Raw genomic sequence first — 15,337 nt, 5'->3', positions numbered from 1 at the left:
CATGGTAAGCTGCACACAAGTGGTGCCACCGTTGGCAACCCGAACCACCACTTGTGGCCCTGCGTATGGTGGCGCGCAGGGTCGCTGTGTCTCACCCCTCGATCAGTTCGATTTCCTTAGACGGCTCAGTGCCCAGCTCGGAAACGAGGCGGCGCATGATCTGTTCTTGCTTCAGAGTCGGGGTCCAGGACGGACGCTTTCCGTGCCGGGCTATCGACCGGACGAACCCTTTCAGCCATTCGTCGGAGCCGTCGGCCATTACTCGGCGCACAACGATCGGCCAGTGATAGGTCAGGACTTCATCCAGCTCGCGCTCGCTCATACGTTCGCACGCATCGTCCACGTCGATGTCCTCGACGCGCCGCATGACTTGACGGACCCGCTCCAATCGACGGTCGTTCATACCTGCACCCCGCGATACCTGGCGCCGATCCGTGCCATGTGCGGCGATGCGGTCAGGGACTTGGAGTCCATTGGTGACCGCCCATCGTAATGCAGCGCGGCCTGATCCATGAGTGCTTGTGCGAGGTCCGGCGGAACATCCGATGCAGCGTCACCGAACCCGGCCATATACTCGATCGTCATCCGGCTGGGGGTCAGGCTGAAGTACGCCTCCTTCCACCAGATGTACGCCCGATTTCCGCCAGCAAACTCGAACTCACTGAATGCCTCGCCATCAATCGTAACGGTGGGCGTATTGTCATCGTCCACTGGGCCAATCGGCAGTCGTAGCCCCTGCTCGCCGCACGGATCGAAGATCGTCACGCGTATCGTTTGGGTCAGCAGCGCAATCTGAGCGAACTGCTCGATCTCAGCTGCCGCCGTCGCTCCGATGTTCTCGATCGCGCTATCTTCGGAGTCGTCAGGCGCACGAAGGTGAAGCTTCAGATCGTCGAGAACAAATGGCAGCTCAGCGCTTCCAGCAGTCCGGTGCACAAGCATCTTCATGCCGCGGCATCCTTCACAATACCCCACAGAGCGGCCTCGGCAGTCTGTTGAGCGTGGTCTTCATCGAGGCTGGAAAGAGCTGCAAAGGCGAGCGCGGCGCGCTCAGCCGGCGACAGTCTAACGTTAATGACGAAGCAAAACTGCCGCCATGCGGCTTCGCTGCCGAGCGTCAAAGCATAGCCGAGCATCCGTGATGCACGCTTGTGTACAGGCTTAATGAAAGCGGCGAAAATCGGACGCTTTCTCAGGTTGGACAAAGTGGGATTTTCCACTTTGATATCAAAAGGGGTATCTTTGCAGGTTGGACGACTTATGCCGTTGTTTTTGCTGGAAACTGTGACAACCCTACGGGCTGCCATTTCTCCGTCCATCTCATTGTCGGCGAAGGCTTTTCGGGCATCACCCGGAACGGCGCGGTAATCGATGACCTGTCCCGTTTGCCGGGCGCTCGATTCTCAGCGGCCGACGTGCTGCTGGCCCCACTTACATCAGCGACGGCAGCCACAGCGACAGCTCGGGGATCAGGATCAGCACGACCAGCACCAGAAGCTCCATCGCGATGAACGGCAGGAGGCCGGCGAAGATCGTTCGCAGCGGCACGCCGGTCTGTGAGGCGGCGACGTAGGCGTTGAGGCCCAGAGGCGGGGTCAGCAGGCCGATCTCCACCGATTTCGTCACGATGATGCCGAACCAGACCGGGTCGTAACCCAGCGCCATGGCCGCCGGAAAGGCCAGCGGCATCGCCAGCGACAGGATCGCCAGCTGGTCCATGAACATGCCCATGACCAGCAGCACCAGCACGATCAGCACAAGGATCACATGGCGCGGCATCTGGCTGGCCGAGACCGCCTCGAGCAGCGTGTGGGTGACGCGGGTGAAGGCGAGGTAGTTCGAGAAGATCGCGGAACAGGCGACGATGGCGACGATCATCACCGTGGCGGAGATCGCGCGGCTGACCGAGGTGCCGAAGCTGGCGGCGCGCAGGGTTCTCTGCGCGAGGCAGATGATCAGCGCTCCGAAGACGCCCAGCGCCGCGGCCTCTGACGGAGAGGCGATGCCGCCGTAGATCGCCCCGATTACCGCGACGATCAGCAGGATCATCGGCAGGACGTGGCGGCTGGACCTGAGCGCATGGCCCAGTTCGAACGGATCGCCCTGCGGCGCGTAATCGGTGCGGTGTGAGATCAGCTTGACCACGGTGGCGAGGCCCAGCGCGGTCAGGATGCCGGGGATCACCCCGGCGATGAACAGCTTGCCGATGGAGGTCTCTGTCAGCACGCCATAGACCACCAGCACGATCGAGGGCGGCACCACCACGGCAAGGGTGCCGCCGACGCTGACCACCGCCGCGGAGAGCCGGTCGTGGTAGCCGTGGCGCCGCATTTCGGGGAAGGCCGAGGACGCCATCGCGGCGGTCGAGGCGGTGGAACTGCCGACCAGCGCCGCCAGCAGTACCGAGGCGCCGATGGTCGCCATCGCAAGCCCGCCCTTCAGGTGCCCGATCCATGCCTGACAGGCGGTGATCGCGCGGCGGGTGACGTCGCCCGCCGTCAGCACCTCTGCCATCAGGATGAACAGCGGGATCGCCACGAGGATGAAGGACGAGGTGTTGTCGTAGAACGCCCGTTCCAGCACGGCCAGCGCCGGGCGCGGGCCAAGCTGCACCGCCAGCCCCGCCGTGCCCGCGATCCCCATCGCAAAGGCGATGGGTGTGCGCAGCACCATCAGGACCGCGAGAAGCAATAGGACGACGGCGAAGGATGTCATTCGGTCTGCTCGCTTGCACTTGCGGCGCGGACAGGTCCGCGCCGCGTGCCCTGTGCCTGTGTCCGGCGGATCAGTTCATGTTCATCGGCTTGAAGCCGTCGAGCACGGTCTGTGCCGCGTCGGAGCCGCCGCCGATCCGCGCCAGCCAGTCGGCGCTGACCTCTTCCAGCGCGGTGTTGACCGCCGACAGTTCCTCGTCGGTCAGTTCGTAGGTGTCGACGCCAGCGGCCTTCCATTCTTCCAGCAGCGTGCCGATGGAGTCGTCCTGCGCCTTGGCCACGTTCATCGCGGCTTCCTTGCCGGCATCGATCATCGCGGTCTTGGCCTCGTCCGACAGGCCGTCCCAGACGCTCTGGCTGACCACGACGACGAAGCTGTAGCCGCCGAAAGCGCCGTTGGTGGAGATGTGGCTGACGACCTCGTTCAGCTTGTAGGCGGGAACCGAGGCGAGCGGGAACAGGATGCCGTCGAGCCGGCCGCGTTCCACCGCCGTATAAATCTCCGGCCCGGGCAGAGAGATGCCCACGGCACCGAGGCTGCGGGCGGTCAGGCCCTGCGTCGCGCCGCTGGTGCGGATGTCGAGACCTTCCCAGTCGGCGGGCGCGCCGAGCCGGGCCTTGGCCAGCACCTGATACGGCGGCAGCACGAAGGCGAAGATCGGCACCACGCCCTGCGCCGTGAATTCGTCGCGGAGCGGCCCGTCCTCGAACATCGCCTGCAGCGCCTCGGTGCCTTCGGTGGCGGAGCCGTAGAGCCCCGGCAGGCCGATGACCGAATTGAGCGGCATCAGTTCGGAATGGTAGCTCGGCCCGATCAGCGCGGCATCGAGGATGCCGTTCTTGACCGCGTCGAGCAGCGCGTTCGCCTTGGCGGCCTGTTCTGCCGGGAAGTGCTCGAAGGTGATCTCTCCCCCCGTCGCTTCCTCGACCGCTTTCATCCAGTGGGTCGTGCCCTCGACGGATACGATATGCGTGGGCGACTGCCAGTCGCCGATGCTGAGCGATTCCGCCGAAACGGTGCCTGCGAGACCGATAAGCGCCGCCGAGGCGAGCGCGAGTGTCCTCAGTTTCATCTTCATTCTCCTCCCATTGCGTTGATTTCCATTCTGTCCGGCCCTGTTTCTTCCGGCCGGATCGCGTCGACGAGCAGCCGCAGGACCAGCACCCCGCAGCCGAGCGGGACGGCCGCGTAGGCCCATCCCAGGGGCCAGTCGACCGCCCCCCATTCCACGTCCCCGCGCTGAAACGCGCCGAGGGCGAATTGTCCGGATTTCCAGGTGACGGCGGCGAAGAACACCGCCGACACGATCAGGATGCCGCGATGCACCAGCGGCGAGGCCGCGCCGAAGGCGTCCTTCGGAATGAATTCCAGCGCGAGATGCCCGCCCTGCCGGTAGACTCGAGCCAGCGGCAGCATCGCCAGCGCCGGCATCAGGTAGATCTCTGTCAGTTCGAACTGGATCTCGACGGGCCGGTCGAACAGCAGACGCAGGATAATGTCGGCATTGATCAGCGCCGCCACCGCGACAAGGGCGAGGCATCCCGCGACATGCAGGATGTCCTCTACCACCGACAGTCCCTTTTCGAATGCGTGCAACCCGTCCTCCCCGGTCGGCCGCTGGTTCAGCGTTTCGGCAGCTCCACGATGGCCGAGCCCATGGCCGACAGTTCCTCGTCCTGCTGCACCGCCTGCTGGCGGATCTCGACGAGGTACTTGCCGCCTTCCTCGTACTTCCGCACCACCTGCCCGTGGATGAGGACGATGTCGCCCTCGGGGTTGTGGCGGCGGACCTGGCACTTCGCCTGCCGCAGGAAGCCGTCGTCGCCCATCCAGTTGGTGATGTGATGGGTCAGCCAGGAGCAACGCTCGGGCCCGTAGTCATAGGCGCCCGGCGCCCCGACCTCGAGCGCGAACTCCTCTTCCCAGTGCACCCGTTCGGGGCAGTCCGGGATGCCGAAGCGGTTCTTGATCCCGGCGCCCGGATGTTTCTGCTGCAGCTGCCAGGCCAGCTTGTTGGCGCGGATGTAGAGCCCGCCCCAGCCCTGCGCGTAGGCAATGAAGCCGGTGACGGTCATCGGGCCCTTGACCATGGTCGGCAGATCCTCACCCTCGGTCACGTCGTCCCAGTAGCGGGGTGTGGCGCCGCGGATCTCTTCCTGCTCGTAGTACTTCGTGAAGCTGTCCAGCTCTTCCTGCGTGTAGACCCGCGGTTTGCGGCTTTTCACGTCGGTGTACTTGGTGCCCTTTTCGCTGGCGTGGTTCCGTTCCGTGCGGAAGCACCAGCTGTCGGCGGCGGCCAGCATGTCGCCGCTTGCCGCATCGAAGAAATCCACGTGGTAGATCTGCTGGATCGCCCGGCCCGCGAAACGCGTCTCGTGCTCGATCAGGTCCTTCAGATAGGCCTCTGTCCGGATCTCGGTGTTGCGCGGGATCGGCTTGTGCCAGGTCCAGTCGGCGCCGGACCACATCGCGTGAACGCCCGACAGCCCGCCGACATAGCCGGAGATGATGCGGCTGGTCGCGAAGAGGAAGGACGGCAGGGCGATCACGTCGCCGAATTTCGTGCCCTTCGCGTAATCCGGGTCGCACCACAGCGGGTTGTCGTCGCCGATCCCGTGCGCGTAGTGCCGGATGTTGTCGCGCGTCGCCTCGTAGCACCACGGCTCAACCGTCTTTTCGATCTTCACGCCGATCCGCTGGCGCAGGTCCTCGAGCCCTTCGGGCGTGATCCTCGGGAACTGCCTGTGCACGGTCTCGTTCATTCGCTTCCTCCGTCTTCGTCGCTTGCCGGCGCTCAGGCCGTGTTTTCCGTCTGTTTCGCTTCCGCGTCGCGCAGGGCCTTGCGGTTCACCTTGCCGGCGGGGGTCTTGGGCAGGTCGGCCACGAAGGCGACCTGACGCGGGTATTCGTGCCGGGCCAGCCGGTCGCGGACGAAATCCTGGATCTCGGTGGACAGTCCTTCGGTCTCGTCGCCCTTCAGGACGATGAAGGCCTTCACGACCTGACCGCGCACCGGGTCGGGCACGCCGATCGCGGCGGCCTCGGCGACCTGCGGGTGTTTCAGGATGGCGTCCTCGACCTCGACCGCGCCGATGGTCCAGCCGGCGGAGATGATCACGTCATCGGCCCGGCCGCCGTGGTAGAAATAGCCGTCTTCGTCGGTTTTCCCGAGGTCCTTGGTCGGGAACCACTCGCCCTTGCGGCGCACCATCAGTTCGCCGATCTGGCCCGCGGGCATCTCCCTGCCCTCGGCATCCTGCACCTGCACCTCTACGCCGGGCACCGCCTTGCCGAGCGAGCCCTCGCGCACCTCGAAATCGTCCGCGCCGGGGTAGTTCGCGAGGATCACGCCGATCTCGGTCGTGCCGTACATCGAGCAGACCGGGGTGCCGAAGAGCTGGCCTATGTAGGCGCCGGTCTCGCTGTCGATGGGTTCGCCGGTGAAGGACAGCTTGCGAATGGAATAGCGGAAGTTCTCCGCCTCGCCCGAATTGCGCATCATCCGGTAGTGGGTCGCGGCGGCGGAGAGGTTGGTAATTTCGAAGTCCTGAAGCGCCTTCAGCAGGCGCACCGGATCGAACTTGCCGCTGAAAGTGCCGGTCGAGACGCCCAGCGCCAATGGCGCCAGTGTTCCGTGCCACAGGCCGTGGCCCCAGGCGGGCGAGGACGGGCAGAAGAACCGGTCGCCGGGGCGGATGCCCGTGGCATAGAGCGCCGCGACCATCAGGGTCACGATGGAGCGGTGCGTGTGTTTCACCGCCGCGGGCAGCGCGCGGGTGGTGCCGGAGGTGTATTGCAGCACGGCAAGATCGTTGCCGGATGTTGCCGGTTCGTAGCTTCCCGGCAGGTCCGACAGCCCGTCGAGGAACTGCTGATCCGCCACGACGACCTCGGCGCCGCCGGCTTCGCGGGCGTCGGCGGCCTTTTCGGCGTTGGTGAAGATCACCTTCGGGGCGCAGTCATCGACCCGCAGGCGGATCCCGTCGGGCCCGAACAGCGTGAACATTGGCACCGCCACCGCGCCCGCCTTCATCGCGCCGAACATGGCGACGTAGAAGGGCAGCGACGGCTCCAGCATCACCGCGACGCGGTCGCCGGGGGCGATGCCCCTGCCCCGCAGATGATGCGCGAACTGCGCCGAGCGGCGCGCGATCTCGGCGAAGGTGATCACCTCGTCACGCCCGTCCGCATGGGCCACCCGGATCGCCACGGCATCGCCATTCGCGTGCCGGTCGATGCATTCCTGCGCGATGTTCAGCCGCTCGCGGGTCCCGTCGAACAGCTTCCACAGCGCCTCGTTCGAGAAGTGCTGCTGAGCGTCCGAATAGGACGTGTAATCCGTGAGCTGCGGCATCGCGGCGGTGTCTCCCTGATCTCCTCCAGCGCCGTTGCGACTGTCGTCACCCGGCGCATTGACAAGGCTGCGGTGACTCGGGTTTATTGTCAATACGCCTATTTCATTGTATATAGACAACAAATGATGGGCGACGGGAGGAGACAGATCGCCATGGAAGAGGCTCAGGACGGCCCGAAAAAGCGCGCGGTTCCGGCGGTCACGCGGGCCGTCGCGATCCTGCGTGCGTTGGGAAAATCGGACGAGCCGATGGGCGTGCAGCAGCTGGCGCGGGAGCTGGGGCTGGTGCCCTCGACCGTACTGCACATCCTGCGGGTCCTGCACGATGAAGGCCTCGTGGCCTTCGATTCGCAGTCCAAGCGCTATTCCATCGATGTCGGCATCCTCGCCATCGCCCGCAGCGCGATCCAGAAGAACGCCTTCGTCTCGCTGATCCAGCCGAGGCTTGACGCGCTGGCGGTGGAATTCGGCGTCACCACCATCGCCACGCAGTTCACCGATCCCACGCATATGGTCGTGGTGGCGCTGAGCCAGGTGCAGCTTGCGTTTCGGCTGCAGGTGGACCTTGGCAGCCGCTTTCCGGCGATGATCTCTGCCACCGGGCGCTGCTTTGCGGCCTACAACCGGCCGGATGAGGCGGAAATGAAGGCGCGGTTCGAGCGGTTGAACTGGGATCATGCCCCCGATTACGCGCGCTGGCTGGCGGAGGTCGCCGAAACCCGTGCGCGCGGCTATTCGGTGGACCGGGGCGACTACATCTCCGGCGTGACGGTCGTGGCGGTGCCCTTCTTCGACGCCGCCGGGCGGATGGACCATTCCATGGTGGCCATCGGCATCACCGAGCGCGTGGACGCGATCGGGCAGACCGTGCTGGCCAAGGCGATGCTGAAGGTTCGCGACGGGGCGAGCCAGATGCTGCTGGGCGCCGGCGCAGCGCCGGGGGCGGCATGATGGACACGCCCGAGGGATGGAAAGCGATGAAGATCGGCGGGCTGTGGCAGACCATCGGTCCGCTGCTGGCGCGGCGGGATGGCGATGGCTGGCGTTATGGGCTGGCAACGGACGAACGGCACGGCAACGTGCTGGGCCTCGTCCACGGCGGCACGGTCACCTCGCTGATGGATCACGCGATGACTCTGGTTGCGTATGAGGCCTGCGAGCGGCAGCCTGCGGTGACCGTGCAGATGGAGACGCGGTTCATTGCGGCGGCCCGGCCGGGCGACCTGCTGGAAGCGGCAGCGGAGCTGCGCGAGAGGACCGGCAGCCTGCTGTTTCTCGATTGCCGAATCGCCGTGGGCGACCGCGCGGTCGCGGCGGGATCGGCAGTGATGAAGCTGCGGAGGACAGCGTGAGGGAGGAACGCATGCAGGGATGGGGCGCATCGGGGCGCGGCGGGCCGCTGGCCGGCGTGAAGGTGCTGGATTTCTCACGCATCCTGTCGGGGCCCTACGCCACCATGGTGCTGGCCGACATGGGCGCCGACGTGATCAAGGTCGAGCCGCTGGGCCGGGGTGACGAGACGCGCGGGTTCCCGCCGTTTCACGGGCCGCTCAGCCACTATTTCATCGCGCTGAACCGCAACAAGAAAAGCCTCGCGTTAGACCTGAAGGACCCGCGCGGGGCGGAGATCGCCCGCGCGCTGGCCGCGGAGGCCGATATCGTGATCGAGAATTTCCGGCCCGGCGTCATGGAGCGCCTCGGCCTCGGCTACGACACGCTGGCGGCGGACAATCCCGGCCTGATCTATTGCGGGATCTCGGGCTTCGGCGCCGACAGTCCGCTGCAGGACAAGCCCGCCTTCGACATCGTGGCGCAGGCGCTGTCCGGGGTGATGAGCGTGAACCGCGAGCCGGGGCAGCCGCCCAACAAGCTGGGCCTGCCGCTGGGCGACATGGCTGGCAGCATATTTTCCGTCTTCGGGGTGCTGGCGGCGCTGCACGAGCGCGACCGCACCGGCAAGGGCCGCCGGGTCGAAGTGGCGATGCTGGATTCGCTGATGGCGATGCTCGGTTATCTGTCGCAGATCTACTTCGTCACCGGCAACGCGCCGCAGCCGGTCGGCACAAAGCATCCCAGCATCGTTCCCTACGGCGCGTTTCCCACGTCCGACGGGCATGTCATCGTCGCCTGCCTGACAGAGACCTTCTGGAAGAACTTCGCCCGCTGCCTTGGCATGGAGGAGCTGACCACGGATCCCCGCTTTGCCGAGTATCGCGCGCGGCTGGCGAACCGCGAGGCGCTTGAGACGCTTATCGACGCGCGGATGCGGACCGAATCCACCGAACACTGGCTGGCACGGCTTGACGAATTCGACGTGCCGAACGCCCCGATCCTTGACGTGGCGCAGGCGCTGGAACAGCCGCACGTGGCCGCGCGCGGGCTGGTGGAGACCGTGACCCATCCGCAGGCCGGAGACATGCGGGTTCTGCGCGGGCCGATCCGCTTTGGCGGCGAACCGGCGGCGGCCAGCAGCGCGCCGCCGCTTCTGGGGGAAGACACGCTGGCCGTGCTGAGCGATATACTGGGGAAGGACCGGGCGGCCTGCGAACGGCTGGTCGCCGAGGGCGTGGTGGCGGTGCCCGAACGGGAGACCGCCCCGGCGGAGGAAGACTGAGGAGAGGCATGCAGATCAGATCGGGGTTCATTCCGGCGTCGGAAGAGGCGCGTGCCAACCGCGCCGCGCATCTCGCCGCGCTGGAACAGGTGGCAGAGGCGGCGCGTCTGGCGGCCGAAGGCGGCGGGACGCGCGCCCGCGACCGGCACCTGTCGCGCGGCAAGATGCTGCCACGCGAACGCGTGGCCAACCTGCTCGACGCGGGCTCGCCGTTCCTTGAGGTCGGCGCGACGGCGGCGCATGGCATGTACGACGATGCCGCGCCCTGCGCCGGTGTCATCGCCGGGATCGGCAGGGTCATGGGCCGCGACGTGATGGTCGTCTGCAACGACGCCACCGTGAAGGGCGGCACCTATTACCCGATGACGGTCAAGAAACACCTGCGCGCGCAGGAGATCGCCGAGGAATGCCGCCTGCCCTGCGTCTACCTTGTCGACAGCGGCGGCGCCAACCTGCCGAACCAGGACGAGGTGTTCCCGGACCGCGACCATTTCGGCCGCATCTTCTACAATCAGGCGCGGATGAGCGCGGCGGGCATTCCGCAGGTCGCCGTCGTCATGGGCTCCTGCACCGCGGGTGGCGCATATGTGCCTGCGATGTCGGACGTGACCATCATCGTGAAGGAACAGGGCACGATCTTTCTCGCCGGCCCGCCACTGGTGAAGGCGGCGACGGGCGAGGTGGTCACCGCCGAGGATCTGGGCGGCGGCGACGTGCACACCCGCCTGTCCGGCGTGGCGGATTATCTGGCCGAGGACGACGCCCATGCGCTGGCGCTGGCGCGGCGCGCGGTGGGCAATCTGGCGCTGGTCCGGCCCGAGGGGCCGCCGCGCGAGGCGCCGGAAGAGCCGGCTTACGATCCCGAGGAACTGCTCGACGTGGTCCCGGCCTCTCTGTCGACGCCCTACGACATTCGCGAGGTGATCGCGCGCGTGGTCGACGGCTCGCGCTTTGACGAGTTCAAGGCGCGTTTTGGCGAGACGCTGGTGACCGGTTTCGCGCATGTGATGGGCTGGCCGGTGGGGATCGTGGCGAACAACGGCGTCCTGTTCTCCGAAAGCGCCGCCAAGGGCGCGCATTTCGTCGAGCTCTGCTCGCAACGGAAGATTCCGCTGGTATTCCTGCAGAACATCACCGGGTTCATGGTCGGCCGGAAATACGAAAGCGAAGGCATCGCCCGCCACGGCGCCAAGATGGTCACGGCGGTCGCCACAACGTCGGTCCCGAAGATCACCATGATCGTCGGCGGCTCCTTCGGCGCGGGCAATTACGGGATGGCGGGCCGCGCCTATCAGCCGCGCTTCCTGTGGAGCTGGCCGAACAGCCGGATCTCGGTGATGGGCGGCGCGCAGGCGGCGGGCGTGCTGGCCACGGTGAAACGCGATGCGATCGAACGGTCGGGCGGCACGTGGACCGACGAGGAAGAGGCAGAGTTCAAGCGCCCGACGCTGGAGATGTTCGAGCGGCAGTCGCACCCGCTTTACGCCTCTGCCCGGCTCTGGGACGACGGTATCGTCGACCCGAGAAAAAGCCGCGAGGTGCTGGCCCTGTCGCTGCAGGCCGCGCTGAACGCGCCGGTAGAGGAAACACGCTTTGGCGTGTTCAGGATGTGAGGACGCCATGACTCTGGACGAAGCCCTCGCCAGGTATCCCGGCGCCGAGACCTTCCGCTTCGGCGACAGCGCAGAGCTTTGCGCGGAACTGCTGGCGCTTGTCCGTGCGGGCCGGAAGACCGCCACCTGCGGCGCCCTGCGCGACTTTCAGGCCGATGGCGAGGCGATGCCGGAGCCGGGCCGGAAGGACATTTCCCTGACATGGGACGGCGTCCCGGCGCTGGTGATCGAAACGGTGGAGGTCACGATCCGCCGGTACTGCGACGTCGACGCCGGGTTCGCGCTGGCCGAGGGGGAGAACGAGACGCTGGAAGGCTGGCAGGAAGACCACCGCCGGTACTTCGAGAGGAATGGTGGCTGGGATCCGGAGATGGAGCTGGTCTGCGAACGCTTCCGGCTGGTCGAGGATCTGGAGTAGGCGATGTTCAACAAGATCCTGATCGCGAACCGGGGCGAGATCGCCTGCCGTGTCATCGAGACGGCGCGGCGCATGGGGGTGGCCACGGTCGCGGTCTATTCCGACGCCGACGCCGCCGCGAAGCATGTGGCCATGGCGGACGAGGCGGTGCGGATCGGCACGGCGCCCCCCGCCGAAAGCTACCTGAAGGGCGATGCCGTGATCGCGGCGGCGCTGGAGACCGGCGCGCAGGCGATCCATCCGGGATATGGCTTCCTGTCGGAGAACCCGGTTTTCGTCGAGGCTGTGGAGGCCGCCGGTCTGACGTTCATCGGGCCGTCGGCCAAGGCGATCCGCGCGATGGGCCTGAAGGATGCCGCCAAGGCGCTGATGCACGAGGCGGGTGTGCCGGTGGTGCCCGGCTATCACGGCGAGAACCAGGACCCGGAGCATCTTTCCGGTGCGGCAGATGCCATCGAGTACCCAGTGCTGATCAAGGCGGTGGCGGGCGGCGGCGGCAAGGGCATGCGCCGCGTCGACATGCCGGCCGAGTTTGCCGAGGCGCTTGCCAGCGCACAGCGCGAGGCGCAGTCGGCGTTCGGCAATCCCGCCGTGCTGATCGAGAAGTTCATCGAGCAGCCGCGCCATATCGAGGTGCAGGTCTTCGGCGACGGGATGCAGGCGATCCACCTTTACGAGCGCGACTGCTCGCTGCAGCGCCGGCACCAGAAGGTGATCGAGGAAGCGCCCGCTCCCGGCATGACGCCCGAGATGCGCGCCGCGATGGGCGAGGCCGCCGTGCGCGCGGCGGAGGCGATCGGCTATTCCGGCGCGGGCACGGTGGAGTTCATCGTCGACGGCTCGCGCGGCCTGCGCCCCGACGGGTTCTGGTTCATGGAGATGAACACGCGGCTGCAGGTGGAGCATCCTGTGACCGAGGCGATCACCGGGCTCGACCTTGTCGAATGGCAGCTTCGCGTGGCATCGGGTGAGCCGCTGCCGATGCGGCAGGAGGATGTGCCGCTGACCGGTCACGCCTTTGAGGCGCGGCTTTATGCCGAGGATGTGCCTGCGGGTTTCCTGCCCGCCACCGGCACGCTGTCGCACCTGCAGTTCCCGCAGGATGCGCGGATCGACAGCGGCGTGCGTTCCGGCGACACGATCAGCCCGTTCTACGATCCGATGATCGCGAAGGTGATCGCCCACGGCCCCACGCGCGAGATCGCCCTGCGCCGCCTTGCCTCGGCGCTGGACCGGACGGAGGTGGTGGGCTGCGTCACCAACCTGTCTTTCCTCGCGGCGCTGGCGCGGCACAAGGGATTTGCGGCGGGAGAGGTCGATACCGGGCTGATCGCGCGGGACATCGACGGGCTGACGCGTGTCGAGGCGCCCTCGCCTGCCCGTCTCGCGCAGATCGCGATGGCGGGTGCCGGGCTGCTGGAGGATGGCGGCGCGGTCAACGGTTTCACCCTGTGGCAGCCGCTGGTCCGGTCCGTGGTGCTGGGTCTTGGCGAAACGGAGGTGACCGCGAAGATCGCCTGCCACGGCGCGGACGCGGCGGATGTCGATGTGGATGGGACAACCGTTTCCGCGGAGCGGGCGGGTGCAGGATGGCGGTTCGACGGCATGCCCGCCGCAGCCTGGCAAATCGCCAGCGGCGCGGTCACGCTGTTCGGCCCCGGCGGGTTTTCCGCGCGTATCGTCGATCCGCTGGAGCGTGACGCGGCAGGTGCTGCGGGCGCCGACGTGATCGAGGCGCCGATGCCGGGAATGCTGGCGCAGGTTCTCGTCTCTGCCGGTGATACGGTGTCGGCCGGGCAGAAACTCGCCGTGCTGGAAGCGATGAAGATGGAGCACGCGCTCACCGCCCCGCGCGAGGCGGTGGTGGCGGAGATTCTCGTCGCCGCCGGTACCCAGATCGAGGCACATGCGCCGCTGATCCGGTTCGAGCCGGAGGATGGCGGATGACCGACCTGGCGGAGATATTCGAGGTCGGCCCGCGCGACGGGCTGCAGAACGAAAAGGCGGTGATTCCGACCGACCGAAAGGTGGCCTTTGTCGACCTGCTGTCGCAGGCGGGGTTCCGGCGGATCGAGGTCGGGTCCTTCGTGAACCCGAAGCGCGTGCCGCAGATGGGTGACAGCGGTGCTGTTTTCGCGGCGATCCGGCGGGTGCCGGGCGTGTCCTATGCGGCGCTGGTTCCGAACCTGCGCGGGCTGGAGGCGGCGCAGGCGGCAAAGGTGGACGAGATCGCCATCTTCGCCTCTGCCTCGGAAGGCTTCAGCCAGGCGAATATCGGCGCCAGCATCGCGGACAGCCTCGACCGGTACCGCGAGGTTGCCGAAGCGGCCAATGCGGCGGGGCTGCCGGTGCGCGGCTATGTCTCCTGCGTCGCGGTCTGCCCCTATGACGGCGATGTGGCGCCGGAGGCGGTGGCCCGCACCGCCGCCGCGCTCGATGCGATGGGCTGCTACGAGATCAGCCTTGGCGAAACCCTGGGACGCGGTACGCCGGAGGCGATCGGCGCTATGCTGGCGGCGGTCACCGACCGCATCCCGCCGGGCCGGCTCGCCGGGCATTTCCACGATACCGGCGGCATGGCACTGGCGAATATCGAGGTCTCGCTGAAGGCGGGGCTGCGCGTCTTCGACGCCGCCTGCGGCGGGCTTGGCGGCTGTCCGTTTGCCCCCGGTGCGGCAGGCAACGTGGCCACGGACGCGGTGTACCGGCGGCTGACGGAGCTTGGGTTCGAAACCGGGCTCGACCCGGACATACTGGCGCGCGCCGAAGCAATTGCGCGCGGACTGACCACGGTGGGAGGCGAGGTTTGACCGGAACGATCAGGATCGAAACCGACGCGCGCGGCATCGCCACGCTGTCGCTCGCACGCGCGGAAAAGCACAACGCGATGTCCGCGGAGATGATCGAAGCGCTGACGGAGGCCGCCGCGACGCTGGGCGATGACCCGAAGGTCCGCGCAGTGATCCTTGCCGGGGACGGCCCGACTTTCTGCGCCGGTGGCGACCTTGGCTGGATGAAGGCGCAGATGGAGGCGGACCGCTCGGCGCGCATGGCCGAGGCGCGGAAACTGGCGGAAATGCTGAGGGCGCTGGACCGGATGCCGAAGCCGCTGATCGGCAGGATCCACGGCAATGCATTTGGCGGCGGCGTCGGGCTCGCCTCGGTCTGCGACGTCGCTATCGGCACGCCGGCGGTGAAGATGGGGCTGACGGAGACCCGGCTTGGCGTGATCCCCGCCACCATCGGGCCATACGTCGCCGCCCGCGTAGGGCCAGGCGCCCTGCGCGCGGTGTTCTTTTCCGGCCAGCGGTTCGACGCGCAGGAGGCGTTGCGGCTGGGGCTTCTGACGCGCTGCGTTCCGCCCGACGACTTGGACGCCGCCGTCGCGGCGGAGGCCGAAGCCTACCTTGCCTGTGCACCGGGGGCTGTCGCGGCGGCGAAGGCGCTGCTGCGAGGCTTTGCGCCTCCGGTGGACGACGCGCTGCTTGACCGGACCGTCGCCGCGCTGGCCGATGTGTGGGAAACCGAGGAGGCAGCCGCAGGCATCGCCGCTTTCTTCGACAGGCGTCCGGCCCCGTGGATCGTCGGATAGCGCCGGTTGACCGGCGGCGTACGCCATGTGA

General features: G+C 67.1%; 16 protein-coding genes. 8 read left to right on the top strand and 8 right to left on the bottom strand.

Annotated features, from left to right (window positions below; all coding sequences use genetic code 11):
- Positions 1 to 91: 91 nt before the first annotated feature.
- From HCO70_RS05265 to HCO70_RS05230, 8 genes are all read right to left on the bottom strand, one after another.
- Complete coding sequence (locus HCO70_RS05265) at positions 92 to 367, bottom strand: hypothetical protein (RefSeq protein WP_253913118.1); 276 nt, start codon at positions 365 to 367, stop codon at positions 92 to 94.
- Between the two features lie 32 nt (positions 368 to 399).
- Positions 400 to 948, bottom strand: a complete 549-nt coding sequence (locus HCO70_RS05260; protein WP_172293753.1) for a phage head-tail connector protein — start codon at positions 946 to 948, stop codon at positions 400 to 402.
- On the bottom strand, positions 945 to 1,319 hold the full coding sequence (locus HCO70_RS05255) for a hypothetical protein (protein ID WP_172293751.1): 375 nt from the start codon (positions 1,317 to 1,319) through the stop codon (positions 945 to 947). The genes HCO70_RS05260 and HCO70_RS05255 overlap by 4 nt, the downstream gene beginning before the upstream one ends.
- A 112-nt stretch (positions 1,320 to 1,431) precedes the next feature.
- Positions 1,432 to 2,715 carry a TRAP transporter large permease gene (locus HCO70_RS05250; protein ID WP_172293749.1) on the bottom strand — a complete coding sequence of 428 codons (1,284 nt, stop codon included), beginning with the start codon at positions 2,713 to 2,715 and terminating at the stop codon, positions 1,432 to 1,434.
- Between the two features lie 70 nt (positions 2,716 to 2,785).
- The gene (gene dctP, locus HCO70_RS05245) at positions 2,786 to 3,787 is read right to left on the bottom strand and encodes a TRAP transporter substrate-binding protein DctP (protein ID WP_253913117.1); all 1,002 of its coding nucleotides are present in this window, start codon (positions 3,785 to 3,787) and stop codon (positions 2,786 to 2,788) included.
- Between the two features lie 2 nt (positions 3,788 to 3,789).
- Positions 3,790 to 4,311, bottom strand: a complete 522-nt coding sequence (locus HCO70_RS05240) for a TRAP transporter small permease (protein WP_172293745.1) — start codon at positions 4,309 to 4,311, stop codon at positions 3,790 to 3,792.
- Between the two features lie 26 nt (positions 4,312 to 4,337).
- On the bottom strand, positions 4,338 to 5,477 hold the full coding sequence (locus tag HCO70_RS05235) for a MaoC family dehydratase N-terminal domain-containing protein (protein ID WP_172293743.1): 1,140 nt from the start codon (positions 5,475 to 5,477) through the stop codon (positions 4,338 to 4,340).
- A 32-nt stretch (positions 5,478 to 5,509) separates the two neighbouring features.
- A complete protein-coding gene (locus HCO70_RS05230) occupies positions 5,510 to 7,069 on the bottom strand; it encodes an acyl-CoA synthetase (RefSeq protein WP_172293741.1) in 1,560 nt (519 codons plus the stop codon).
- Between the two features lie 153 nt (positions 7,070 to 7,222).
- On the opposite strand from HCO70_RS05230, the gene HCO70_RS05225 reads away from it, so the two are divergent.
- Genes HCO70_RS05225 through HCO70_RS05190 form a run of 8 tightly spaced genes read left to right on the top strand, consistent with a single transcriptional unit; the run spans position 7,223 to position 15,306 of the window.
- Complete coding sequence (locus HCO70_RS05225) at positions 7,223 to 8,020, top strand: IclR family transcriptional regulator (RefSeq protein WP_172293739.1); 798 nt, start codon at positions 7,223 to 7,225, stop codon at positions 8,018 to 8,020.
- A complete protein-coding gene (locus HCO70_RS05220; RefSeq protein ID WP_172293737.1) occupies positions 8,017 to 8,421 on the top strand; it encodes a PaaI family thioesterase in 405 nt (134 codons plus the stop codon). Before HCO70_RS05225 ends, HCO70_RS05220 begins: the two co-directional genes overlap by 4 nt.
- Positions 8,418 to 9,683, top strand: coding sequence for a CaiB/BaiF CoA transferase family protein (locus HCO70_RS05215; RefSeq protein ID WP_371742162.1), 1,266 nt, complete (start codon positions 8,418 to 8,420; stop codon positions 9,681 to 9,683). The genes HCO70_RS05220 and HCO70_RS05215 overlap by 4 nt, the downstream gene beginning before the upstream one ends.
- Before the next feature lie 8 nt (positions 9,684 to 9,691).
- On the top strand, positions 9,692 to 11,296 hold the full coding sequence (locus tag HCO70_RS05210) for a carboxyl transferase domain-containing protein (protein WP_172293735.1): 1,605 nt from the start codon (positions 9,692 to 9,694) through the stop codon (positions 11,294 to 11,296).
- A 7-nt stretch (positions 11,297 to 11,303) separates the two neighbouring features.
- Positions 11,304 to 11,714: an ASCH domain-containing protein gene (locus tag HCO70_RS05205; RefSeq protein ID WP_172293733.1), complete on the top strand. Its 411-nt coding sequence runs from the start codon at positions 11,304 to 11,306 to the stop codon at positions 11,712 to 11,714.
- Positions 11,715 to 11,717: 3 nt separating this feature from the next.
- On the top strand, positions 11,718 to 13,661 hold the full coding sequence (locus HCO70_RS05200) for an acetyl/propionyl/methylcrotonyl-CoA carboxylase subunit alpha (RefSeq protein ID WP_172293731.1): 1,944 nt from the start codon (positions 11,718 to 11,720) through the stop codon (positions 13,659 to 13,661).
- Positions 13,658 to 14,524: a hydroxymethylglutaryl-CoA lyase gene (locus HCO70_RS05195; RefSeq protein WP_172293729.1), complete on the top strand. Its 867-nt coding sequence runs from the start codon at positions 13,658 to 13,660 to the stop codon at positions 14,522 to 14,524. The genes HCO70_RS05200 and HCO70_RS05195 overlap by 4 nt, the downstream gene beginning before the upstream one ends.
- Complete coding sequence (locus HCO70_RS05190) at positions 14,521 to 15,306, top strand: crotonase/enoyl-CoA hydratase family protein (RefSeq protein ID WP_172293727.1); 786 nt, start codon at positions 14,521 to 14,523, stop codon at positions 15,304 to 15,306. Before HCO70_RS05195 ends, HCO70_RS05190 begins: the two co-directional genes overlap by 4 nt.
- Positions 15,307 to 15,337 lie beyond the last annotated feature (31 nt).

Source organism: Pseudoruegeria sp. HB172150, from assembly GCF_013184805.1.
Taxonomy (GTDB): domain Bacteria; phylum Pseudomonadota; class Alphaproteobacteria; order Rhodobacterales; family Rhodobacteraceae; genus Psychromarinibacter.
Note: the sequence above shows the minus strand (reverse complement) of the source record. Positions and strands in the feature narration are given on the sequence as shown.

Bases quoted from the DNA above. Each gene is read 5' to 3' on its own strand.
- HCO70_RS05265 (WP_253913118.1), bottom strand. From the start codon at position 367: ATGCGGCGCGTCGAGGACATCGACGTGGACGATGCGTGCGAACGTATG.
- HCO70_RS05260 (WP_172293753.1), bottom strand. From the start codon at position 948: ATGAAGATGCTTGTGCACCGGACTGCTGGAAGCGCTGAGCTGCCATTT.
- HCO70_RS05255 (WP_172293751.1), bottom strand. From the start codon at position 1,319: ATGGACGGAGAAATGGCAGCCCGTAGGGTTGTCACAGTTTCCAGCAAA.
- HCO70_RS05250 (WP_172293749.1), bottom strand. From the start codon at position 2,715: ATGACATCCTTCGCCGTCGTCCTATTGCTTCTCGCGGTCCTGATGGTG.
- dctP (WP_253913117.1), bottom strand. From the start codon at position 3,787: ATGAAACTGAGGACACTCGCGCTCGCCTCGGCGGCGCTTATCGGTCTC.
- HCO70_RS05235 (WP_172293743.1), bottom strand. From the start codon at position 5,477: ATGAACGAGACCGTGCACAGGCAGTTCCCGAGGATCACGCCCGAAGGG.
- HCO70_RS05230 (WP_172293741.1), bottom strand. From the start codon at position 7,069: ATGCCGCAGCTCACGGATTACACGTCCTATTCGGACGCTCAGCAGCAC.
- HCO70_RS05225 (WP_172293739.1), top strand. From the start codon at position 7,223: ATGGAAGAGGCTCAGGACGGCCCGAAAAAGCGCGCGGTTCCGGCGGTC.
- HCO70_RS05220 (WP_172293737.1), top strand. From the start codon at position 8,017: ATGATGGACACGCCCGAGGGATGGAAAGCGATGAAGATCGGCGGGCTG.
- HCO70_RS05210 (WP_172293735.1), top strand. From the start codon at position 9,692: ATGCAGATCAGATCGGGGTTCATTCCGGCGTCGGAAGAGGCGCGTGCC.
- HCO70_RS05205 (WP_172293733.1), top strand. From the start codon at position 11,304: ATGACTCTGGACGAAGCCCTCGCCAGGTATCCCGGCGCCGAGACCTTC.
- HCO70_RS05200 (WP_172293731.1), top strand. From the start codon at position 11,718: ATGTTCAACAAGATCCTGATCGCGAACCGGGGCGAGATCGCCTGCCGT.
- HCO70_RS05195 (WP_172293729.1), top strand. From the start codon at position 13,658: ATGACCGACCTGGCGGAGATATTCGAGGTCGGCCCGCGCGACGGGCTG.